General features: G+C 40.4%; 16 protein-coding genes. 14 read left to right on the top strand and 2 right to left on the bottom strand.

Annotation, left to right across the window (positions count from 1 at the left end; all coding sequences use genetic code 11):
* The first annotated feature begins 13 nt into the window (after positions 1–13).
* The 3 genes from PV403_RS17665 (at position 14) to corA (ending at position 2,905) form a co-directional block, all read left to right on the top strand.
* Positions 14–631 (top strand): DUF47 domain-containing protein, encoded by a 618-nt coding sequence (locus PV403_RS17665; protein WP_213535407.1) that lies wholly within the window; start codon positions 14–16, stop codon positions 629–631.
* A gap of 20 nt (positions 632–651) precedes the next feature.
* Entirely contained in the window at positions 652–1,638 is a 987-nt protein-coding gene (locus tag PV403_RS17660; protein WP_213535457.1) for an inorganic phosphate transporter, read from the top strand.
* Positions 1,639–1,945: 307 nt separating this feature from the next.
* On the top strand, positions 1,946–2,905 hold the full coding sequence (gene corA / locus PV403_RS17655) for a magnesium/cobalt transporter CorA (protein ID WP_332085466.1): 960 nt from the start codon (positions 1,946–1,948) through the stop codon (positions 2,903–2,905).
* Between the two features lie 140 nt (positions 2,906–3,045).
* Here corA and PV403_RS17650 read toward each other — a convergent pair whose 3' ends face one another.
* On the bottom strand, positions 3,046–3,747 hold the full coding sequence (locus tag PV403_RS17650) for a hypothetical protein (RefSeq protein WP_332085465.1): 702 nt from the start codon (positions 3,745–3,747) through the stop codon (positions 3,046–3,048).
* A 409-nt stretch (positions 3,748–4,156) separates the two neighbouring features.
* Between PV403_RS17650 and PV403_RS17645 the strand changes: the two genes are divergently transcribed.
* The 6 genes from PV403_RS17645 to PV403_RS17620 all read left to right on the top strand — a co-directional run bounded on the left by PV403_RS17645 (position 4,157) and on the right by PV403_RS17620 (position 15,301).
* Entirely contained in the window at positions 4,157–4,447 is a 291-nt protein-coding gene (locus PV403_RS17645; RefSeq protein ID WP_160033767.1) for a YerC/YecD family TrpR-related protein, read from the top strand.
* A gap of 1 nt (position 4,448) precedes the next feature.
* Positions 4,449–5,264 carry a sirohydrochlorin chelatase gene (locus PV403_RS17640; protein ID WP_332085464.1) on the top strand — a complete coding sequence of 272 codons (816 nt, stop codon included), beginning with the start codon at positions 4,449–4,451 and terminating at the stop codon, positions 5,262–5,264.
* Positions 5,265–5,495: 231 nt separating this feature from the next.
* On the top strand, positions 5,496–6,377 hold the full coding sequence (locus PV403_RS17635) for a diacylglycerol kinase (RefSeq protein WP_213535458.1): 882 nt from the start codon (positions 5,496–5,498) through the stop codon (positions 6,375–6,377).
* Positions 6,378–6,433: 56 nt separating this feature from the next.
* Positions 6,434–8,338, top strand: coding sequence for a 23S rRNA (uracil(1939)-C(5))-methyltransferase RlmD (gene rlmD / locus PV403_RS17630; RefSeq protein WP_332085463.1), 1,905 nt, complete (start codon positions 6,434–6,436; stop codon positions 8,336–8,338).
* 627 nt (positions 8,339–8,965) lie between these two features.
* Positions 8,966–12,925 (top strand): P-loop NTPase, encoded by a 3,960-nt coding sequence (locus PV403_RS17625; RefSeq protein WP_332085462.1) that lies wholly within the window; start codon positions 8,966–8,968, stop codon positions 12,923–12,925.
* A 1,158-nt stretch (positions 12,926–14,083) separates the two neighbouring features.
* Complete coding sequence (locus PV403_RS17620; RefSeq protein WP_332085461.1) at positions 14,084–15,301, top strand: glycoside hydrolase family 27 protein; 1,218 nt, start codon at positions 14,084–14,086, stop codon at positions 15,299–15,301.
* Between the two features lie 237 nt (positions 15,302–15,538).
* On the opposite strand, the gene PV403_RS17615 is transcribed toward PV403_RS17620, so the two are convergent.
* Positions 15,539–16,351 carry an AraC family transcriptional regulator gene (locus tag PV403_RS17615; protein ID WP_332085460.1) on the bottom strand — a complete coding sequence of 271 codons (813 nt, stop codon included), beginning with the start codon at positions 16,349–16,351 and terminating at the stop codon, positions 15,539–15,541.
* A gap of 187 nt (positions 16,352–16,538) precedes the next feature.
* Between PV403_RS17615 and PV403_RS17610 the strand changes: the two genes are divergently transcribed.
* The 5 genes from PV403_RS17610 to PV403_RS17590 all read left to right on the top strand — a co-directional run bounded on the left by PV403_RS17610 (position 16,539) and on the right by PV403_RS17590 (position 24,043).
* Positions 16,539–17,642, top strand: a complete 1,104-nt coding sequence (locus tag PV403_RS17610; RefSeq protein WP_332085459.1) for a DUF1648 domain-containing protein — start codon at positions 16,539–16,541, stop codon at positions 17,640–17,642.
* 490 nt (positions 17,643–18,132) lie between these two features.
* A complete protein-coding gene (locus tag PV403_RS17605) occupies positions 18,133–19,341 on the top strand; it encodes an MFS transporter (protein ID WP_332085458.1) in 1,209 nt (402 codons plus the stop codon).
* 327 nt (positions 19,342–19,668) lie between these two features.
* On the top strand, positions 19,669–21,066 hold the full coding sequence (locus tag PV403_RS17600) for an MFS transporter (protein WP_213535418.1): 1,398 nt from the start codon (positions 19,669–19,671) through the stop codon (positions 21,064–21,066).
* Positions 21,067–21,128: 62 nt separating this feature from the next.
* On the top strand, positions 21,129–22,757 hold the full coding sequence (locus PV403_RS17595) for a glycoside hydrolase family 43 protein (protein WP_332085457.1): 1,629 nt from the start codon (positions 21,129–21,131) through the stop codon (positions 22,755–22,757).
* Positions 22,758–22,876: 119 nt separating this feature from the next.
* Positions 22,877–24,043 carry an ROK family transcriptional regulator gene (locus tag PV403_RS17590; RefSeq protein WP_213535421.1) on the top strand — a complete coding sequence of 389 codons (1,167 nt, stop codon included), beginning with the start codon at positions 22,877–22,879 and terminating at the stop codon, positions 24,041–24,043.
* Positions 24,044–24,100 lie beyond the last annotated feature (57 nt).

Genomic DNA, 24,100 nt, shown 5'->3' with positions numbered 1-24,100 from the left:
AGGGGATATAAAAATGGCTTTTAAGAAGAAAAAAGATATTTTTTTCGAGTCACTCGAAAATATGGCGAATACCGTTGTACAAGCTGCAGACTACTTTGCACAGAACACCGGCGATCTAAGTAACATGGTTCAGTTCACTGACCAAATGAAAAAGTACGAGACCGAATGCGACAACTATACGCATACGATCATCAAAGAGCTTAACAAAACATTTATCACACCGATTGAACGTGATGATATTATGGCTCTGGCGACAACACTTGACGATGTACTCGATGGACTTGAAGCAACGGCTTCCCGTTTCTATATGTACGATCTGAAAGAAGCGGACGAGTATATCATTCAGTTCTCCGAAATTCTTCGTGAGTCTGCTTATGAAATTCAGAAGGCGGTTCACCTCTTATCACAGAAAAAATTGCTCGCGATCCGTGAGTATACGATTCGTCTGAATGATCTAGAGAATCAAGGAGACGAGCTTCTTCGTATCTGTACTAAAAACTTGTTTGCTTCCGTACAGGATCCAATCGAGCTGATTAAGCGTAAAGAAATCTACGAGCGCCTTGAGGCAACTACAGATTCCTGTGAACATGTTGCAAACTGTCTTGAGTCCATCATTATGCGGAATTCATAAGGAGTATGTGAGATATGGATATGGTAACTCCAGTATGGATTCTAGGGATCGTCGTCTTTTTGGCTTTGGCCTTTGACTTTATCAATGGATTTCATGATACAGCCAATGCCATTGCAACTTCGGTATCTACCCGTGCATTGACGCCGCGTCGTGCGATTCTTCTCGCAGCCAGTATGAACTTTATTGGAGCCCTGTTATTTACAGGGGTAGCGAAAACAATTGGGGGAAGCGTAGCTGATCCCACGAAACTAGATAACGGGATCAATATTGTTATAGCGACGCTCATTGCCGCGATTATTTGGAATTTGGTCACTTGGTGGTTCGGACTTCCGTCTTCCTCTTCCCATGCACTGATTGGTGCACTGGCGGGGGCTGTATTCATCAGCGAACCAGGGAAGCTGAACTGGTCTGGATTCACTAGCATTGTAGAAGGTCTGATCTTGTCGCCGATTATCGCGTTCGCGATTGGGTATGTGGTGATGACGATTCTGAAGTATATTTTTGCGAAACGCAGTCCGCATACGGTAAATAAAGGATTCCGAACAATGCAGATTTTCACAGCTGCCCTTCAATCTTTTACACACGGAACGAACGATGCACAGAAAGCGATGGGGATTATTACATTTGCCCTCGTTGCCGGCGGCGTTCAGGATCATATGGAAGTTCCGCTGTGGGTTAAGATTGCAGCTGCAACAGCGATGGCGGGCGGTACAGCCATTGGTGGATGGAAAATTATCAAGACGATGGGTACGAAAATCTTCAAGATTGAGCCGATTAACGGCTTTGCAGCGGATTTCTCAGCAGCATCTGTAATTTTTTCAGCTACGCTGCTTCATTTACCAGTAAGCACAACACATGCGATTACATCAGCGATTCTCGGTGTTGGTTCTGCGAAACGTTTCTCAGCTGTCAAATGGTCCCTTGCAGGACGGATTGTAGTTACTTGGTTTATTACGATCCCGATTACCGGAGTTCTTGCAGGTGTAATTATGTACTTGTTCTTCTAAACATCATAAATGCGGTTTTATATATAGGAAGAACCCAAATCACTCGTAAAGTGTGGATACTTTATTACGAGTTATTTGGGTTCTTCACGCCTTTATGTGGAAAATGTTCATAACTCTGTGAATATGGGGACATTTTCCTGAAGATAATAGCATTATAGAAGTTATCCACTTGTGGACAGCCGGAATGCGGCTAAAGATCTTGTGAGTTTGTGAATAACATAGTAGTTCGGTTACAGGTTTATAGGTGTAATAAAGAATGAGTACATAACTTCTAGGAATGGATACTTGAAATGGAGGGGAAGCTCCCTTGATTCGTACACTGGCAATAACTCAGGAGCATGAGGTTGTCATGAATCAGCCGCTGCAGGAGATGAATCTTCAGGATTACATGTTTGTATGGGCCGACTTTAGCCGTCCAACCGAAGAAGAAACTCAGCTGCTTACTGACTATTTTCATTTTCATCCTCTCGCTGTTGAAGATTGTCTGCATGTACTTCAGCGTCCTAAGCTTGATTATTATGATGATGTATATTTTCTCGTACTGCACGCCCTTCGCATGGGAGATGCAGAGCCGCTTGAGGTGGATTTATTCCTAGGCCCGAATTACCTGGTCTCTTATCATCATGATGAACTGGAGGAGATCAATCAGGCGTGGGAGTGGATTGCAGAACATGCGGGAGAACGAACCATTTGGAGTAAAGCTACTGTAGCTGTGGCTTATACCGTGATGGATAAGCTGGTAGATGGGTATTTTCCGATTCTCTTTGCTATTGAAGATGAGCTCGGGGAGCTCGAGGGACGAAGCAGTAATGAACCTGTTGATGAGCTCATGAATCAAGTATTTATGCTGAGAAGCAGGTTACTGCGACTGAGAAGGACTTTTGTGCCGATGAGAGACTTGTTATATCGGGTAGTTCATTCCCACAGGATCCAAGGTGGAAGTGAGCATAAGCTGTATTTTATAGATATCTACGATCATCTGCTCAAGCTTACCGATATGCTCGAAGCAGATCGAGAAATGACAGCGGACCTCAGAGACAGTTATATCTCACTGAATTCAAACCGTATGAATAATATTATGAAAACACTCACTGTAATTACAACGATATTTATGCCGCTTACTTTGATTGCAGGTATTTATGGGATGAACTTTGAACACATGCCAGAGCTGGGAGTAAAGTATGGGTATTTGAGTGTTCTTCTGTTTATGGGACTGCTTAGTGGAGGAATGATCTTCTGGTTTAAAAAACGAGGGTGGTTTCAGTAGAACTTCTCCGATCAGGATAAATAGAAGATTTAGATTGACCGATATGGAAAGAAGAAGACTGAAAAAATAGCACAAGAGCACCCATCCCTTAAGGTAAAAGAGGGTGCTCTTATGAGCTGTCTTGTAGGGAACCGTGGAAATTAATATCTTCTGGTTGCTGAGGGGTAGTAAGCCTTTGTTTTGGCCTCTTTACTCTTTTTTTTACCGGAAGAGTTACTGCTGGATTTTTTAGAAGAACCGCTTTTGCTTTTGGAATTTGATTTTTTTCTCTTTTTTCGCCGTTTCGGTGTATAATATTCTTCCTCATATAGCGGGGGCGGAGGAGAAGTACTGTCTTTGGCTGCTTTTGCAGCTGCGGCAGCGCCGAACGGCAGAAGACCTGTAACCAGTTTGAACATAGGAGCCATCTGCTGAACTCCGTTAACGACCCTTTGAACTTTTCCCATCCCATCCATAATGCCATCAATGCCGCCCATACGATCAATGAACCCTTTCAGTTCTTTGAGATTGCCGCCGAGTCCGCTTAGGCTGTTAAGAATCCCGCCTCCTGCAGCAGCTTCTGCTGTGTCTGTAACAGCGGCCGTATCCTCTTGTGCTGTCTGGTTTGCAGGATATACGGGGGGTTGCTGAGCATAATTTTGGCTTGGATATAAAGGAGCTCCCTGTTGCTGAGGTACGATCTGAGGCTGATTATAGGACTGCAAAGAGTAAGGTGGAGTCGCGGGTACAGGCATGGGCTGAGTATTATTGTACTGTGGAATACCTGGATAGGGGGTGTACTGCTGCGGGTCTCGTAAAGCACGAGCCTGCCGGCTGCGTCTTCCATGGTATTGCTGAGACATGTTCATCACATTCCTTTGCACATGATTTACCATAGTATATGTAACAATAACCTATAGGGTTTTAGAAAAGCCGCTTTTTTCCGTGATAATCGCGGATTTGGGCCGCTGCCTACAAGGTAGAGATGAGATCAAAACACAGCGATAACGGTCTAGATGCACACATGATGTGCACATCATGAACTGTGGATAAGAATTCTCGTTTCGAGTTACAAGGAAAATGTGGACAAGTTTTTAAATACATTCGCCAGCAGAATTATTGTGTTATAATGTGTAGTGGCATTACGACAGGGGAAACCGATATACTAACGGTTTTATTCTGTAGCGCGTGAAACCGTTAATGCTTGAAATACCTACATAGGGTAGGTACAATGGAGAAAGTAATCAGATAACCTTAGGGGATGATAAAATAATGCAGCTGAAAAAGCTAGATGATAGAAGTATAGATCAATTATTTGAAGCGATTTTGACGCTTAAAGATATCGAAGAGTGTTATGTATTTTTTGATGACTTGTGCACAGTGAACGAAATTCAGTCGCTGTCTCAGCGTCTGGAAGTAGCGCGTATGCTCGGCAAAGGAAATACGTATAACCAGATCGAATCCGAGACAGGAGCAAGCACGGCGACAATTTCTCGTGTGAAACGCTGCCTGAACTACGGAAATGACGGGTACAAAATGGCGCTGGAGCGCCTCGGACGCTAGGATGAAACAGGGCGTTCTCATTATCAGCCATGGATCCAAGGATGCAGGCTGGACAGAACTTGTAGACGATGCGGTAGGGCAGCTTACGCTTTTGCAGCCTGCTCTTGTGGAAGCTTCTTTTCTCGAGAATGTAGAAGGAAGAGGAATTCAGGACGGGATTGACCGATTGGAAGCAGCAGGGGTAACCGATATTCTGGCGATTCCTTTGTTTGTTTCGGCGGGAAGTACGCATGTGGATGAGATTGGGTATGCTCTTGGTGCGAAGCCTTCCCCTGAGAAGGAAACGGATCTTGCTCCCTTTCGGATTTCGGCGAGACTGCATTTCGGATCTCCACTTCATGATGATCCTCTTCTTGCTGATATGGTCTGGGATAAAGTGAAGTCCTTCTCGGAGGATCTATCTCGCGAAGTCATTCTACTCATTGGCCATGGAAGTCGCCATAATGGTTTCCTACAGCGATGGGAACAGGGTCTAGGAACACTTGCAGAGCGAGTGCAGACGATCAGCGGCGTTGCAAAAGCAGATTATGCTTTGCTGAATCCAGATCAGGTCAAGGAACGTGCAAGTTACTGGCGAGAACAAGGATACCGCGTGATTGCGGTTCCGCTGTTTCTGAGTGCGGGTTATTTTACCAATGTAGTTATTCCAAAACGTCTTGATGAGGTGGAAGTCATCTATAGCGGTGAACGAACCTTGCTTCCTCATCCGCTGCTTCATACCTGGATTGAGAGACAAGTTGCCGCGATGCAGCAAGATGTAATCTCTCGTTCATACGAAAGCACGGACAGCAGGATGAACAATAGGAGCAGTATTTGAATATAGTGGAATACAAAATATAGCCTGGCTGATTGTCCTGACGTGATTACACGAATCAGATTGAAGACGACAGCTGGGTTTTTGTTGTATAATGAACTATCTGTGTCTGCACGTGAGATATAAGCATATGGGACACTAAAGAGCGTTTTTATTGGGAATACTTTAGAAGAAACTATGCTGCACAAAAGGAACGGATATTTGCTAAAAGTAGGTGGCGTAAGGATCATGACGATGAAAAAAGCGAGATTAATTTATAACCCGACTTCGGGCCGGGAAGAAGCGAAAAGAAGACTTGTATCTATCTTACAGCGTCTTGATGAAGGTGGAATTGAAGCTTCCTGCCATGCAACGACGGGCGAAGGTGATGCAACGAGGGAAGCCTCGGAAGCAGTTGATCGCGGCTATGATCTCATTATTGCGGCCGGTGGAGACGGTACACTCTATGAAGTGATTAACGGAATGGCCCAAAAAGAAAATAGACCGCCGCTTGGTATTTTTCCGCTGGGAACAACCAATGATTTCGCAAGAGCGCTGGGAATTCCGCGTCACTGGGAAGATTACTGCGACATGGTTATTCGTCAAGAGACCCGTCCCGTGGATCTTGGACTTGTGAATGATCGTTATTTTATTAATATAGCCGGCGGCGGAACGCTGACGGAACTCACATATGAAGTGCCAAGCAAACTGAAGACGATGATTGGTCAGCTTGCTTATTATATGAAGGGCATGGAGAAAATGACGAACCTGGCTCCGCAAGAGCTGTATATCCGTGCGAATGGACAGGAAGACATCCATGATGAATTTATGCTCTTTCTCATCGCAAACACAAACTCGGTAGGCGGTTTTGAGAAACTTGCTCCCGGAGCTACGATTGACGATGGTTTATTCGATGTCATTGCTCTCAAGAAGTGTAATCTCGCGGAGATGATTCGTCTCGTTAGGCTTGCACTGCGCGGAGAGCATCTGAACGACAAGAAGGTTATTCATTTTCAGACGGATTATATGGAAGTAAACTCCCCAGGTGAAGTACTGCTGAATCTGGATGGAGAACTAGGCGGACAGCTGCCTGCAACATTCCGTAATCTGCCGCATCACATTCAAATTTTCAGATAAGAAAGATATTAAGAGAAATATGATCAATTTTACTATAGAAAGAGGAATTAACTAATATGGATACAAACCGCAGCGGACGTGGAAAAAGCCGCCGGAACACAGAGCGCCAGGGCCAGGAAATGACAAGTGCAGGAAAATCGAAAAATAATGCAGTTCGTCAGGACAGAGGGCGCGATAAGGCTGAGAAGACAGGATACGTAACAGCGAAATCAGGTAACAAGGAAGTTCTGAATGTAAGAAGAACAGAGATGCGGCCGGAAGGCGAGGCATCTTTTTCTGCTGCTAAAGCGCTGACAGGACAGTTGGAAGGTAGAGAAAGCCGTAAAACCGAGAAAAGAAGATCAGGAAGAGGGCGTTCGGGCAGTAATCGCGGGGGCAAGGACAGGCCTGCAAGAGATATTGCGGCTGAGCTTGGTTTGCCGGTAGCTAAGAACGACGAGACCGTGATCGATATCATTGGTATGAATCATGACGGCGAAGGAGTAGGCCGTGCGGAAGGGTATACCTTGTTCGTAGCGGGCGCGCTTCCTGGCGAGAAAGTTCGCGTCAAAGTGCTGAAGACAAAGAAACAGTATGGATATGCGAAACTGCTTGAGATTGTAGAAGCGAGCAAAGACCGTGTCTCTGCCCCTTGTCCCATCTACGCACAGTGCGGCGGTTGTCAGCTGCAGCATATGAGCTACGAAGGACAGCTTCACTGGAAACGCCAGATGGTTGTAGATAATCTGAAGCGGATCGGGAAACTGAATGTGGCAGGGGAAGACAGAGGTAACGAAGTACGAGCTCATCAAGATGTGGATAATGTAGATGCCGAAAGCAGTCATCCACAGGTGGATAACCTTGCAGAAGGAACCGAAACTGTACACAGCAGTGGGGATAAAGCTGTGCATGAATGGATAAATACCCCAAATGGGTCTGTAGGGATTACTGTTCTTCCTACGCTCGGTATGGACGAGCCTTGGCGTTACCGGAACAAAGCGCAGGTGCCGATGGGCGAGATGGAAGGCGGCCTAATCGGTGGATTTTATGCGAAAGGCAGTCACCGGATTGTCGATATGGAGCGCTGTTTAATTCAGCATGAGCATAACGATGAAGTCGTTGAACGTGTCAAAGAGATCGGCCGCCGCGTTGGGATTAGAGCATATAACGAAGAGACAGGGCGCGGACTATTGCGGCATGTTGTCGTGAAGAAAGCGTTCCGCACCGGAGAGATGATGCTAGTCCTTGTCACCAATGGTGACAGCATCCCAGAGAAGGATGAATGGATTCGCGGTATTCGTGAACAGCTTCCGCAGGTGACAAGTATCTGTCAGAACGTGAATACGAAGAAGACGAACGTGATTTTTGGAGATGTGACTCGCGTGCTATGGGGCAGTGAAGTGATCTATGACTATATCGGAGATGTGAAGTTTGCGATCTCGGCGCGTTCCTTCTACCAAGTGAACCCGGTACAAACCGAGGTGCTTTACGGTAAAACGGTAGAATACGCAGGACTTACCGGCAAAGAGACCGTGATCGATGCGTATTGCGGAATTGGGACGATCTCACTTTTCCTAGCGCAGCATGCGGAGCATGTGTACGGGGTCGAGATTGTGAAGGAAGCGATCGAGGATGCGAAGAAAAATGCCGAGCTGAATGGCATTACGAACGCGACCTTCGAAACCGGACCATCCGAGGATGTTATTCCGCAGTGGAAAGAACAAGGGATTACGCCAGACGTGATCGTTGTCGATCCGCCGCGTAAGGGCTGCGATCCGAGACTGCTGGATACGATTCTAGAGATGCGTCCGGAGCGGGTCGTGTATGTGTCCTGTAATCCTGCGACACTGGCGAGAGATTTGCGTGTGCTGGAGGATGGTGGATACCGGACGACTGAGGTTCAGCCGGTCGATATGTTCCCGCACACCGTTCACGTAGAATCCGTTGCGGTGTTAGTTAGGGATTTTGTAGCCAACCAATAAACTCATGCTATTCGCAATAAACTCGTGCTAAAAATCGAATAAAGACGTGATAAAAGAGAGGAAGGGCTAAATGGAGAAAGGGAAAAACCCAGCTCCATCAAGCCTTTCCTCTTTTTTTATATCAAGACATTATTCATACTGAACAGAAAGACAATTAAATCGGAGATGTATTGGCGTAATTAAGTGAAGAGGGGCGGATAGCACCTTTTTTTTGATATATAACGGCTATAAGACTCAATGCTATGTTATTTGAAAAAAGTTGCATAAACATTCATTCTCTACAATATCTCATTGTCGGGAAATATTTAAATCTTTTAATGAAATCTGTCCTAGGAACTAGTCTGGGTTATTTATCCTACTAATCTTCTAAGCTAGTGGTATAATTTAACTAATTCTGAGTTCATTGAGCGAAAAGCTATATGAAGGAATGGAGAAAAAAGAAGAAGAGAAAGCAGTTACTCTTTGAAGTGGTAAATAAAATGAATCATATTTTTATCACTGATGTAAAAAGAGAATTAGATATGCCTATTGGTTTCCGCCAATAGAATCAGGATTTATTAAATATAACAAAAATAACTTCATGTGTATGTTCGGTTAGAGTAGAAAATAATTTGCGAAGGTGAATTCGTGAAAAAAAAGAAAACATTAAAAAAGAAAAAAGAAGTCAAAAAACCAGTGAGAATTTCTATCGAGGAATTAGAGCATTCTCGTACAGGCGGACAAATTGCACTTTCAGGTTTTAGCTATCAATTTTTGTATTCTTGCTATTTAATTCTGTCGGAATCTAATGAAAACACAACTTTTCACCTTGAAGGAATAGAGGATATCGATCATTATAAATGTGAGGTTTCTTCTAGAAGTAGCACTCATATTCAACTAAAATATTCTACCCAGAAGCAAGATGCGAGTTTTCTAAAAGATGTTTTGAAAAACTTTCTAGAGGCTTATTTGTTTGATGACAGCCATAATTTTAAGCTAGTCTATGATTTTACTGTAGCCAAAGGCAACCTAAGTAAAATCTTTGACAATAGTATAGATGAAAATTCTACTAAGTATTGGAAGGGAATAATCCAAAATATAAAAACTGAAAATTCCCACTGGAATTGGACAGGCTTTTCTTTTGATAGCTTTATAAAAAAACTTAGTTTCGAAAAACAAGATAAAAATATCCTCTCTGAAAAAATAGAGAAGTTGTTAATTGAAAAATACGATATTACAACTGGAAATATAGCTTTGTTTGCTAATGGTTTAAAAATATGCTGCCTCGAAAAAATGGAGCGCAGAGAAAGTATCAATCAGCAACAATTGAATTCAATAATCCAGAGCATAAAGGATGATATTAGTAAAGGTATTCAGAATCCCGCTCATAGCTGGATTAAGAAGCTAGATTTTAATATTTCGAATTGCTGTAATGATGTCAGCTATTTTGAAGGAAAAAAAGCTACACCACAAGATATCGTGATGCAATTGCCTGTCAGACGCACACACACAGAACAGGAAATTGAAGAATCTATTCAAAATAACAGGGTCACAGTTATCAAAGCATCAAGCGGACAAGGGAAAACAACTATGGCTCTTCAAGTTGCTTTTAATCTGTGTAGCGAATATACAATTTATCAGCTTGTCTGGTGTAATGATTCAAAAGAATTAGATAGTATCGTCCAGTATTTTAAATCGAGAGTGAAGCTAGGAGAAAAACCATTAATAGTTATTGACAATTTAGATTCACAGTTAGGTGAGTGGAATAGGTTAGCCCAACTACTACAGGAAGATGTTTCATATCACTACAAACTTCTGCTTACTACACGAGAAGATGATTGGTATAATTACTGTGGCAATTTAAGCAATGTAAGGTCTTTACAAATTGTTAAACTGTCACTTAACGAGCAAGAAGCAAAAAGTATTTTTGAGGTACTACAAAAATCCCAAAAACTTCATCAAACTATAGCAGACTGGAGAAGCTCTTGGGCAAAAGTTTCTGACAAAAAACTACTAATTGAATTTGTCTATCTTCTTACACATGGCGAAATGATTTCTGAAAGGATTGCTCATCAAATCTCTCAAATCAACAATACGGATACCGGAAGAATAAAGTGCGAAATTCTTCGAAAAGTTTGCTTTGCAGATATTTGCGGAATAAAAATACCTGTTAATAAGCTAGTCGAAAGTTTACTAGAGACAACAAACCGCGATTATGGCGAACTGTTAAAAAGTGTTGAAAACGAATTTTTAATCCGTGTTGATACAACTGAAAAATATGTTGAAGGTTTACATCCTGTGCGTTCTCAACATATTGTTGATAAGTTACACGAGTATACAGAGATAAGTGATACTGCTCTTCAAGTAGTTAAAATAACAGATGTTACTTACTTTCCAAAGCTATTTTCTAACCTTCCTCAACTAATTACAAACAAGAAAGATTTTTACTCTACAATTGTAAAGAATCTATGGGATGCAGAGAACCTATCATCATACGTATTGGCGCTAAAAGGATTGCTTTCTGGAAATGTGATGCAATACTATGTGCAAAATCAAAGCGCTTTTGATGATGCTAACAGTCATGGTGGATTATTCCTTCTATCTACGGAACTTAATCCTTTTATACAATTCGAAGAGTTTGAATACTCATTGCGAACCCTAGATGAACTTAAAAAAATAACTCCAGACAACGCAAACATTCAATATCTATGTGACCTTAGAGATTCAGTTCCGAAAATCGTATTATCAGAAACAGATGTTTACTATTTTTGTGGGGAATTATTTGGAAGGCTTAAGGGTAATAACCTTACTGAACTTACTGATGACATTACTTCTTATGCAGCAATTGCATATTGGTTACTTAATATTGATCGGAAATTTAATTTATCAAATAACATTTCATTGGAAGCAATATGGGCAGCTAAAGAGAATCTCACGATCAATGTTATATCTAGTATTATGTATACTTGCTTTTGTGGCAACAAGGAGACTTATATTTCATTTGTGCAGAATAATTTGTTGACTATCTTGACTTACCTGAAAATGTCAACTGCATCTTTGAAACTGTATTTAAGTGAAAATGGGAAGGAGATTCATGTTGAATACATACTCTTGCCTAGCGATATTCGAAAAGGGAATGAGGAAAGCGTCTCTAGAATAAAAACAATATGTAAGACTCTACCGATATTTGAAATATACCATGCTGATGCAATTAGTCCAAAACTTGATATTATTTCGGGATATGATATTCCTGATAATGCACATAAAGCCATGCCTATTAGAAACATAATAATAATGTTTCATGAGGAGTTCACATCCTTATGGGGTAAAACAATCCTGAGCAATTATGAGTGCGACAGTATATTTGAATGGCTAAGACGTTGGTTTTCTGTTCGGAAAAATATTGTAATCTTATCTGAAAAGTGTGTAGCGAGTATCTGTAAGCTTCTTGAAGGTAAACAGTTGGGTAGTCTGGCATCTGAAATAGAAAACCTACGAACAGAAATAAACAAAGAACTCATTAGAGAGTATAGATACCCTAATCAAGACAGACCTTTTGAAGAAAAAGCAGTCCTCCCTGAGGGGTTTAATAAAATAAAGACAAACTATTTTGGAGGCATACAAAATTTTTGTAATCAGCTAGACAAATTCTTACTTCGCGACCCAAAGCAAAGTAGGTTAGCTGTAATCAATTTGACAACAGCACACGGTTCAATGCATAGAATGCAAAAATACTTTGGGGCTATTGTTGATGAGCAAGGAATGTTACTACATGAGCATAACGAATTAAATATGATTGAAGAACTAAACCTACAGTCGCTTATCATCACATGTCAATACTTCAATGAGCATATGCCAAGCAAATATTTTAATAAATATGCAATTAAGCCTTGGTACAACAAAAATTATGGCAAGCTAATGATTGATTCAAAAACAGCATTGAGTGGTTTGTCCGAGGTCTTTTTACTCACTTACCCAGAAAAATACTATAATGATGGTGTTTTAAAATTTTACCCATTAATTGTAGATGATCTAGATATGGCAAATCCTGAAATGCTAATGAAATTTTTATACCTATGCACTCCCATTGCTTCTTTGGACTACAGTTATTTAGTAGTAGCTAATAAAAATAAGCAAAGCCAAATTATTCCGAACGGATTAAGGATTCCAATTCAGTTTTTAAAAGATTTTAAAGTTGCTGTTGACACAGAAGACGAACAATTGATACAGAAGTTATCACCACCATTTCCTGAAGGAATAGCACAACAATTTTTAAACTGTTTTGATCAGAAATATGAATTATTTATTCCTACTCGCTCTAAGTACGATGGAGTGGACAGCGTCTTTGAATTACTTTGGGCATTTTCTAGATGTAAAAAAGAATTGACTGCTGATCCCGATTCGGATTATCTTTCTACAATAGAGAAGAATTTGAAAGAAAAGATATTTATCTTGCTAAAAAAAATTGAAAATCATATGCCGTATAATGAGTATTGTGAGTTAACACAAATTTGTGAGAATACATTTAAGGGCAATCCGTTTGACGATGTTGAGCTAAACACATTCAATAATCAAATAATCACAAAGTCTCTTGAGCAATTATCTTAACTAGGAGAGCGAATATATAAACTTTATATTCTTCGCAGTTGGAATGAAAAGAGAATAAAATTTCAATATCTTAATCCTTAACGGGCCTTTCCCGACCAACAGTGAGCAACACTCCACATGTTAGTTGAGGTGTATAGGCGTATACAGCAACAGAGCGGGCATTGTCCCGCTTCTTTATTTATTATAAGTTCGACTAAGGGCGGCTATTCATAGTCGTCCTTTGTTGTACCTACCCAGTCACTAGCCTAAAGGGATTGAATTCTGAACCGAAGTTATGGCTTGTCAGACCGTCTGAAATTTTAACGAATATCTTCTGTACGCACAAAGAAAGCCCCAACCATATAGCCGGGGCGAGAAAAGGAGCGTATGCTTCTATCATTAACATGACAATAACTAATATACCTGTCTTCTATCAAAGTAAAGTGATTTGAAAATTACCCTTAATCTTCAAAATATTCATCCCGCCACAATGATTTATTTCCCTAGATACCATCATCACAGCCTCCAATGGTTTTAGCTTCCTCTGTCTGTGTTATGTGAAGAATGGCTATCAGTACATAGTTCGTCTTTATCATCTGTACACACCTGAACCATCTTTAACCTATATTGATATCAAATGAACTAAGGTAGGTGAAAGAGTTTGGAAAAGATGTTTTCTATTAAAGGAGCCAAAGAGATATTAGGTCTTTCTTACAATACCTCGTACCGATTAATTAATAATTGAAATATTAATGCTGTCAAAATCGGTGTTTCTACTTCTGCACCGATTACGGCAATGCTTTATGGTATGTCCACTATCGTAAGGGATATGTATGTGGTAACTATTACAAGCATGGTATAGCGCTTTTTAAAGCCTTCTTCACTATGGTACTTATATTGTCTTATCCAGCTTAATAAGACGGTATGATGAATTCCTATGGATCGCGAAGATCACTTCATGCTTTCAGTTCCACTTTTATATCGTACAACTGCTTGTAATTTTTCGTCTGAACTAAACTTAGTCATAAAAAACTGCACCTCATGTCAGATAGGTGTCTAACATGAGGTGCAGTTCAATAGACGGGTGGTTTTGTTTTTCTTCATCGCTATTAAAGATGATTCAAAGCAATAAATGTCCATATAGAAGCAACTTCTTGCTATAGGCATGGATAGGAGGAGATGATTAGACTAGTGGCATACATACGGAATTATACGCCGGAAAGGGATGGAGCCACTATGGATAAACTGCTTGGCTTGACACCAGCAATGGGATGGAATTCTTGGAACACTTTCACTTGGGATATCAATGAACAACTGATTCGAGATGTAGCGGACGTATTTGTGTCGGAAGGCTATAAAGATGCTGGGTACGAATACATCGTCATAGACGATTGCTGGAGCTTAAGGGAAAGAGATGAGGAAGGAAGATTGGTGCCGGACCCTAAAAAATTTCCCAGCGGAATGAAGAGCCTATCTGATTATATTCATGCCAAAGGGTTGAAGTTCGGCATGTACTCTTGTGCGGGAACCCATACCTGCGCCGGATTTCCAGGAAGCTTCGAGCATGAGTTCCAGGACGCGGCAACCTTCGCAGAATGGGGCGTAGATTTTCTGAAATACGATTATTGTTTCAAGCCACGGAATATGTCCGGGGAATTACTTTATAAAAGAATGAGTCTGGCCCTTAAAAACTGCGGTAGAGACATTCTTTTCTCTGCATGCAATTGGGGGGAAGATGACGTATATCAATGGATTAGGGAATCCGGCGCCCATATGTACCGTTCTACCGTTGATATTCAGGATAACTGGGAGTCCATCAAAAATTTGGCGATTTCCCAGCTTGGCAAGGAATGCTACACGGGGTCCTTTTGCCACAACGATATGGACATGCTGGTAGTAGGGATGTACGGCGGCAGCAACAGCGGCTTTATCGGCAACAAGATCGGCGGTTGTATGGACAATGAATATAAAACCCACTTTGCCTTATGGAGCTTAATGGGATCCCCGCTAATGATCGGTAGTGACATACGCAAAGCGAGCCAGGCTACAAAAGACATTCTGCTGAACCGGGATATTATTGCGATCAATCAGGACTTGGAAGCTCGCGGAGCCTACCGTATTAAGCCGGAACCCAATTGGTTCCATACGGATGAAACCTTTATGCTGGTAAAGGCATTAACTAACGGGGATGTGGCCGTAGGTCTTTTCAACCTGAGCGATAGCCAAAGGGAACTTCCTTTGTTATTCTGGGATATCGGGCTTCCTTATGCATCCGGAGTTTCACTTTCACTGTACGATTGTTGGGAGCATAAGGAACTTGGCGTATTCAAGGAGAGATTCAATGCCATCGTGCCGGCTCATGATTGTATGATCATCCGCGCAAAGCTGGTGAAATAACCGTGAATCCCCAGATATGCAAAGAGTGTGGAGCTCCATTAATGGCGGATGATATCGCCATTTATTCCAAACTTGTGACAAGGTATGCGAAGCAATTTCTATGTATCGATTGCCTGGGCAAAGAGTTGAAATGTGGTCGGGAACCCATCGAAAAGCTGATCAGATATTTCCGGGAATCGGGAAATTGCGTACTATTCCGCTGATGCCTCGGGTCTGGAGGAGCGTTGTGCATAATGGTCAAGCTTCCTCTTTCCCACCGGAGGCAAGAGCATTCTTCTTCATGTACTCGGAAGGAGAGTAAGAGGTTGCCTTCTTAAACACCTTGGAGAAGTAGAGTTGATCCTGATAACCTACAGACCAGGCAACAGCCTTAATCGAAAACTTCGATGAATGCAGTAATGTACAGGCTCGCTTTATTCGAATGGCCTTCAGATAGCTTAATATGGACATCCCGGTTGCATCCTTGAACAAACGGAACAAGTAGCTTCGTTCAATACTGACGTACTTGACGATATCAGAAACCGTCAGCGTCGCCTTCCAATAGTTGTTCTCGATATATTCCTTGGCAGATACTACATAGTCGTTTTTCTGGAGGACCTTCTCTTGGGGGTAGTGCTCCATGTAATAAGATAATAGCAAGTGCAGGCAAGCACTCGACCGCTCTCTTTGAAACGGCGCCATACCTGTAACCTCGACCTGGTGAAAAAGCGGCTCAAGGTCGACGGGACTTTTCGTCACTATCGGCTTATCGTGGGTAAGCTTGGTCATGGACAAAAGGCGCTGCGATTCGGTGCCTTTGAAGTCCACCCATACATATTCCCATGGATCCTGGGGATCGGGATAATAGTATACTTCCGTATTCGGGAAGATTATGAAGCTTTCGCCCCGAGTCAATTTATAAGTGGCATGGCCAACCTCATAATACCCGGTTCCGCGGACCACGTAATGCAGTGAAAAAATATCACGGACACCCCCCCAATGATGTAGATTGGGGGGTTTTTGTCCGCTGTCCATACATATCAAATCCTCAGGGAGAAAGACCGCATTCATAAGAAATTGCCTCCGTGTCGTTTTAATGTATTCATATCTTTTGCAAAGATTATACCTAGACGGCGGTTAATCATATCAAGCGAAATCGGGCATTCGATTTTTAAATATGGAAGAATGTTGAATTTCACCCTTGTATTCACTAAAAACGATTATAATTAAATTTATTGTAGAGGAGGAGGGGAATGATATGATGATAATGCCTGTTTTAATAATGATTTGTGTATTTATACCTGCCATTGTACTCATGGTAAACATGCCTTATTTAACAAGAGAAACGATTAGTTTTGGAGTTACCGTGAGCGCTGTGCAATTCCACAGTGAGCCTCTGCGCCAGATGCGGAGGTCTTATGTTAGGATTAGTGCTATTTTACATACCATCCTACTCATTGTTTGTATCATCAGCCTAATATACAGTGATGAACATTCCAAACAACAAAGTTGGGTCATTGTCACTTATTCACTCACCATGGTCGTGATCTCCCTAGTCATAAACATTAGTTATCATTTCAAAATGAAAAGTCTACTATCTACACTGCCTATTGCTCCAGAATCTTCGATCTTGGCAGTGGACACTGGTTTTCGGAAAAGAAACATTGGCTTGTCTAGTAATTGGTTCCTCATTCATGTTTTAATTATTGTCGTTAGTATTGTAACTGTGCAACGCAACTACGATTTGATTCCTGATCAAATTCCAATCCATTACAACAGCAGTTGGAAGGTCGACCGCTATGCCGATAAATCGTATAGTTCTGTGTTTATGCCTACATTAATGCAAGTGTTTATCACACTTTTGTTCCTATTTGAGAATTGGAGTATTCGTAGAGTGAAGCAGCAGGTTCACCCCACGAATCCGAGCCGTTCCATCAGACAAGACGTAACTTTCCGCCGTGCTTGGTCATGTTTTATGATTACAGCAAGCATCTTAATCGTTATCCTGCTTTCCGCCGTGCAACTAAACATGATATCTCTGCTTAACATCAATTTCGCTATTTCCATTATCTTAATTAGTATAGCCTTTATTAGTCTATACTTCTTCGCTTTATCGTTCTGGGCTGGTCAAGGCGGAAGCCGCTTGGAGCAATCTGCCGATAGATCTAACGTCAGACCTGTCCATGATGATGATAAATGGCTATTAGGTATGATTTATTTCAATCGCAAGGATTCAAACCTACTCGTCGAGAAAAGGTTCGAAGTCGGCTGGGGATTAAATTTTGGTCATCCAGTAAGCTGGCTGTTTTTGCTCGGGATTATTATACTGCTAGTTGTGGTGAGAACAAGGTTTGGAGGTTAGGAGTGCTCACCGGAGTGATATAAAAAGTGGGGGAAGAAATCGAGAAGAAGACCGTTTTGCAGTGAGGGTTTATTCATAATTGAACAAAAAGAAGGAAACTAAACATGCGCTGGTGCCTTGTATAAAACTTTATCCTATTTCAAAGGGAATTGGTGTCCATAAAATTTTTATTGAGAAATATAGATCGCTCTGCTAAAATAACTTTTGAAATAATTACCTTTAACACAGTCCAGAGAGGCTGAAAAGGGCTACTTGATATATTAAGTTATTAGATTATTAATATCTTTGTTTATTCATGCCCTTTTGTCTATCTGATGAAAGGGTATTTATTTTGCTCGTTAGCTGTGATGATACAACTAACGTATCTCTTTTAAAGGAAGTCCAGAGAGGCTGAAAAGGAGAATGAGGAATTTATACATAAAAAGATAAATCCATTCATTCGTAAATGAAGAGAATAATTACATCTAGAACACACTTGGAGGATCGTAGAATGGATTATCGTAAAAAAACCGTGGTCGCATCGGTAGCTGGTTTAACATTAGAAGGCATGGACATCATGTTTATCTCATTTGCGATGACAATGATTATTTCAGAATTTAACATTGATTTAGCAACGGGAGGACTTATTTCTTCCATAACGAATGTAGGGATGCTATTAGGAGGAATTATTTTTGGGATTTTAGCAGATAAGTATGGAAGGGTAAAGGTCTTTACATATACCGTCATCTTGTTTGCAATTGGTACAGCTTTAACTGGACTTGCTACTAGCATTGAACAAGTATATCTATTTAGATTTATCGCAGGAATCGGTGCCGGAGGAGAATATGGGATTGGTATGGCACTTGTTGCAGAAGCTTGGCCGAAAAATAAACAAGGACGTGCATCTTCATATGTCAGTGTTGGTGCTCAATATGGTGTCATTTTAGCAGCATTACTAAGTGCGGTCATTCTTCCTACTTTAGGATGGAGAGCATTGTTCTTTGTTGGTGTAGTACCTGTTATTTTTGCGTTTATCGTAAGGAAAAACTTAGATGAATCACCTGAGTGGCTCGCTGCTCAGAACAATAAAAAGGCTAGTATGAAAGCTGAAAAGAGTAAGCTGACACAGTTGTTTGAAACACCACGAACAGCAATGACGACAATTTCTTTAATCATTATGGCAACTGTTCAAATTGCCGGTTATAACGGATTAATGATTTGGCTGCCATCGATGCTGCAAAAGTCACAAGGTTTATCTGTTTCAGGCTCTGCTATTTGGACAATTAGTACGGCCGTTGGCATGATTATTGGTATGTTAACCTTTGGACTATTCTTAGATCGATTCGGAGCGAAGCGTGCCTTTGGCCTCTTCCTGGTCGCCTCTGCATGTGCAGTGTTTTTATACTCTTATGCGACGGGTAGTATAGGTGTACTAATAGGCGGTGCGATTGTCGGATTCTTCTCCAATGGAATGTTCGCTGGATATGGAGCGTTGATTGGTAGCCTTTATCCTGTTCAAATTCGAAGTACAGCAACAAACACAATTTTCAACTTCGGCCGGGCAATAGGCGGTTTTTCACCAATACTTGTCGGCTATATTCTACAAAATTATGATATGAAGGTTGCAATGCTCTACTTAGCAGGTTTATATTGTATTTCCTTTGCTGTCATGCTTATGCTTAAAAAAGATGATTTAGGGAAAGTGAACGAAACTATATAACAAAGTAAGTTTTTAAACCATCAATTGAAAGGCATTTGCTTTTTAATTGGTGGTTTTTTAATGGGTTCCGCTTAAGAAGAACAAGTAATAGCGATTCTTATGAGTGGGACGAATGCATTGGTGAAGACCTTGAAATATGGGATGAAAAACGCTGGAGGTCAAATGGAATTATATTAGAGAGCTAAGAGCGTGTAAAATAGCTAAGCTGCATTAAGCAGGTAAGTATACAATCTTATAGGTATTTAGTTGCTCCGTCGAACCAACTATGGTAAAATCAAATTGAAGAAAACGCTTTCCAGCATCATGATGAGCTAAGGAGGACAACTTATGGAATCGAGTATGACAAGAAACAGTGAAAGGGGCTTTTATAAACTATCCAGATTGCAGCGTATAGGATTTGGTTCCGGTGATTTGGCACAGAATCTCATTTATAATACGGTATCAACGTATTTATTGTTTTTTTACACCAATGTATATGGACTAGATCCTAGGGCTGCAGCTGCGATGTTTTTGGTTGTACGAATTATTGATGCTATTTGGGATCCAATTGTTGGTGCAGTTGTAGATAAAAATACCACACGCTTTGGTAAATATAGAGGTTACTTAGTATTTGCTGGATTCCCGTTATCAGTGTTGGCCGTATTAGTATTTTGGAATGGTTATTCCGGTAGTTTAATTTATGCGTATGTGACTTATGTTGGGTTATCTATGCTTTATACCTTATTGAATGTACCTTATGGTGCACTAAATGCTTCATTAACTCGTGACAATGACGAAATTACGAAATTAACTTCAACACGTATGTTCCTTGCCAATTTGGGTGGTCTTGCAGTTGCCTATGGAGTGCCCGTACTCGTTAAGTTGTTCTCTTCCGATGGTACATGGGATACGAAATCAAGTGCTTCTGGCTGGCTCATAACAATGGCTATATATGCAGGTGTCGGTTTTCTTATCTTATTGTTTTGTTTTACTCAGTCGAAAGAAAGAGTTGTAATGGATGATTCAAAGCAAGATGAAGTCAAGATTTCAGATTTGGTGACTGAATTTAAACGAAATAAACCATTACGAATTCTAGCATTCTTTTTTATAACCGCTTTTGCCATGATGTCGATCGGTAATGCAGGCGGAGCCTATTATATGCAGTATGTTGTACAAGCATCAGATTATGTTCAGTGGTTTAATGCACTAGGGTCTATACCGGCATTTATCTTTTTACCTTTAGTACCTAAAATCAAGAAAGCAATCGGTAAAAAAAGTATGTTCCTGGTGTTTTTAAGTATAGCGATTATTGGGATGCTCTTTATATATTTCATTCCAAATCCACAAGATCATATTACATGGGTTCTTATTGCTCAATTCATTAAATCTACGGGCGTAATTGTTGCAACCGGATACATGTGGGCATTAGTTCCAGAAGTTATTTCATATGGTGAGCTTCAATCAGGACGGCGTATATCGGGAGTTGTGAACGCTTTAACTGGATTCTTTTTCAAATTTGGTATGGCGTTAGGCGGTGTCGTTCCTGGCTTTGTTCTAAGCTTTACAGGGTATGTAGCTGGAAGTGAAGTACAATCTAGCTTCGCACAACAAGGAATATTGTGGTTAGTTGCTGTTCTGCCTGCTATCTTGTTAATTCTAGCTATGATTATTATTTCTAAATACAATTTAACTGATGAACAAGTTTATGAAATCAATAAAGAAATCGAGGCTCGCCATAGTATCTAAGGGATGGGTCAATGTTTTAGGCGATTGTTACTAAATAATAGAGGTATAAGGAGGAAATTTTCATGCAAATTAATAATCCAGTATTAAAAGGTTTTAATGCAGATCCCTCAATTATAAGAGTTGATGATACTTACTATATTGCAACTTCTACATTTGAATGGTTTCCAGGCGTTCAGATCCATGAATCTAAAGATCTGGTCAATTGGCGGCTTATCACTCACCCGCTTTCCACGAAGGTGCTGCTAGATATGAAAGGAAACAAGGATTCAGCAGGTATATGGGCCCCTGATTTATCCTATGCTGACGGGAAGTTTTGGCTTGTTTATACCGATGTGAAAGTTACTGAAGGCGCCTTCAAAGATATGACCAATTATTTAACTACTGCAGAAAACATTAACGGTCCATGGAGTGATCCAATCAAGTTAAATGGAGTGGGTTTTGACGCTTCCCTGTTTCATGACGATGATGGAAAAAAATATCTTGTCCAAATGGAATGGGATCATCGAGAATATCGTCATCCTTTTAACGGAATTAAACTTACGGAATATTCGGTTGAAGAAAAGAGAATGCTTCCTGAGACTGCAAAAATCATTTATATGGGAACCGATGTTAAATTAGTAGAAGGTCCTCATATCTATAAGTTGTTTGGACAATATTATCTATTTTGTGCTGAGGGAGGCACGGTTTATTCTCATCAAGAGGTAGTTGCTAGGTCTGCAGAATTATTTGGTCCTTATGAAACACAACCTGGTGATGTATTTTTGACTGCATTTGATGCGCCTAATAATGAGCTTCAAAAATGTGGACATGGTTCGTTAGTAGATACTCCATCAGGAGAATGGTATTTTGCACATTTGACGGGACGCCCATGGCATCGTGAGACAGAATCGAGCCGTGATCCGCGCGGCTGGTGTACATTAGGAAGAGAAACAGCAATTCAAAAAGTTGAGTGGGATGATGATAAATGGCCGCATATCGTAGGCGGCAAGCAGGGAAGTCGTTTTGTTGAAGCCCCTAAAGGGTGTGTTGAAACAAAATATGCTCCAACCTATCCAGAGAAGGATGATTTTGACTCCGATACTTTAAATATTAATTTTAATACCTTACGAGTTCCATTTGATGAGAAAATAGGTTCACTTACAGAAAAGCCTGGGAATTTGCGCTTATTTGGTAAAGGCTCTTTAACAAATGAACATGAACAGTCGCTTGTAGCAAGACGTTGGCAATCCTTTTATTTTGATGCTCAAACAGCAGTAGCGTATTCCCCTTTTACATTTCAGCAGATGTCTGGACTCGTAAATTACTATAATACGAAGCATTGGTCTATGATTCACGTAACTTGGAATGAAATTAATGGACGAGTCATTGAAGTGACTCAGAATGATCGAGGAGTACTCACAAGTTTCCTTAAGGATAAAGCCATTAAAGTACCTGATCACGTTGATTATGTGCATTTTAAAGTGAAAGTTAGAAAAGAGACCTATACCTATGCCTATTCTTTTGATAATGAGCATTGGACTGATATTGACTTGACGTTGGATGCAGCAATTTTGTCTGATGATTATGTGGTTCAATCCTATGGAGGATTCTTCACTGGAGCTTTTGTTGGAATGGCTAATGTTGATTATTCCGGTTATGAATTGCCAGCGGACTTCGACTATTTTATGTATAAAGAACTTGAAGAAAAATAAAACAGAATCGTGAAACTAAGAAATAGTTGGGAGATTAAATCTTTCAACTATTTTTTTAGATAACTTGTCCAATATGCTATACTTCTAACTGAACAATATTTGAAAGGAATTATAATTAAATGATTAAGAAAACTGATCAGGATGTAATGAGAGAAAATAATAAAAAATTAGTATTAAAAACTTTATTTGATACTGATCAGACATCTAGAAGTTCAATAGCTGACAAAATCAATCTTCAAAAATCCACAGTTTCTTCTATTGTTCGTGAGCTTCACAACGAGGGTTTAATTGAAGAGTTAGGAATAGGTGAAGCGTCTAATATTGGTGGGCGAAGACCAAACTTAATACGCTTTAATCGCAAATATGGGTTTGTACTGGCGTTTGATATGGGAGTTAAACATTTAAGATACTCCATAAATTATATCAATGGCGAGCTCATTCATCATGATTCCATCAAAATTTATACGAACAAAGCTAAGGATATCTTTGCAGTCATGAAAGATATTATTGTAAATTTGAAAATTGATGATACCATTCATGGATTAATAGGAATCGCTATTTCTGTGCATGCGCCAGTTTTTAATAATCAAATTTTGTATAGTCCCTTCTTAGATTTTCAAACCTTTAATTTAATCGATGCGTTAAAGGAACTTATAGATGTTCCTGTCATCATAGAAAATGAAGCAAATCTCACTGCTATTTATATCCGAGACTTTTATCAGCATGCTCATGATGTTCAATTTGATAATATTCTAGCCATCAACATTCATAACGGAATCGGTGTAGGAACGATTATTGATAGGAGTTTGTATAAAGGCTTAAATGGTTTGGCTGGTGAGATTGGGCGATCGATCATCATTTCAGATAATAAAAAGAAACGCCGATTAGAAGAAGTGTATTCTGAAAAAGCGGTGCTCGATCAGATTAGTAAATTGAAAAACATTCCGAACTTTACTTTAGAGGATTTTATTATACTTATGGATAAAAAGGATGAGCAAGTAACTGCGATTATGAAGGAATGGGCCTCAGCTATCGCACAAATTACTTACAATTCAGTACAATATAGTGCACCAGACGCGGTGTTTCTTTCATCCAGGTTTATTGCCTTCTTTCCATACTTATTAGACGAGATTAATAAAGAATATATGGCACTTGATCCACGAGGCTCAACCCAAGTTATTTCCATTGATGATCATATTCATAAATTAACATTGCTCGGTGGAGTGGCTTTAATTTGTAGAAAAATTCTAGGATTAGAATTGTATGATTTATTTTTTACGGAGTAATCTGTCCATACTTTATCATAAGGAATGTTCCTAGGATGTTAAAACAGCGCTGCATAC

Origin of the sequence: Paenibacillus sp. GYB006, from assembly GCF_036577645.1 — a bacterium.
Classification (GTDB): domain Bacteria; phylum Bacillota; class Bacilli; order Paenibacillales; family Paenibacillaceae; genus Paenibacillus.
This window is presented reverse-complemented; position numbering and strand designations above follow the sequence as displayed.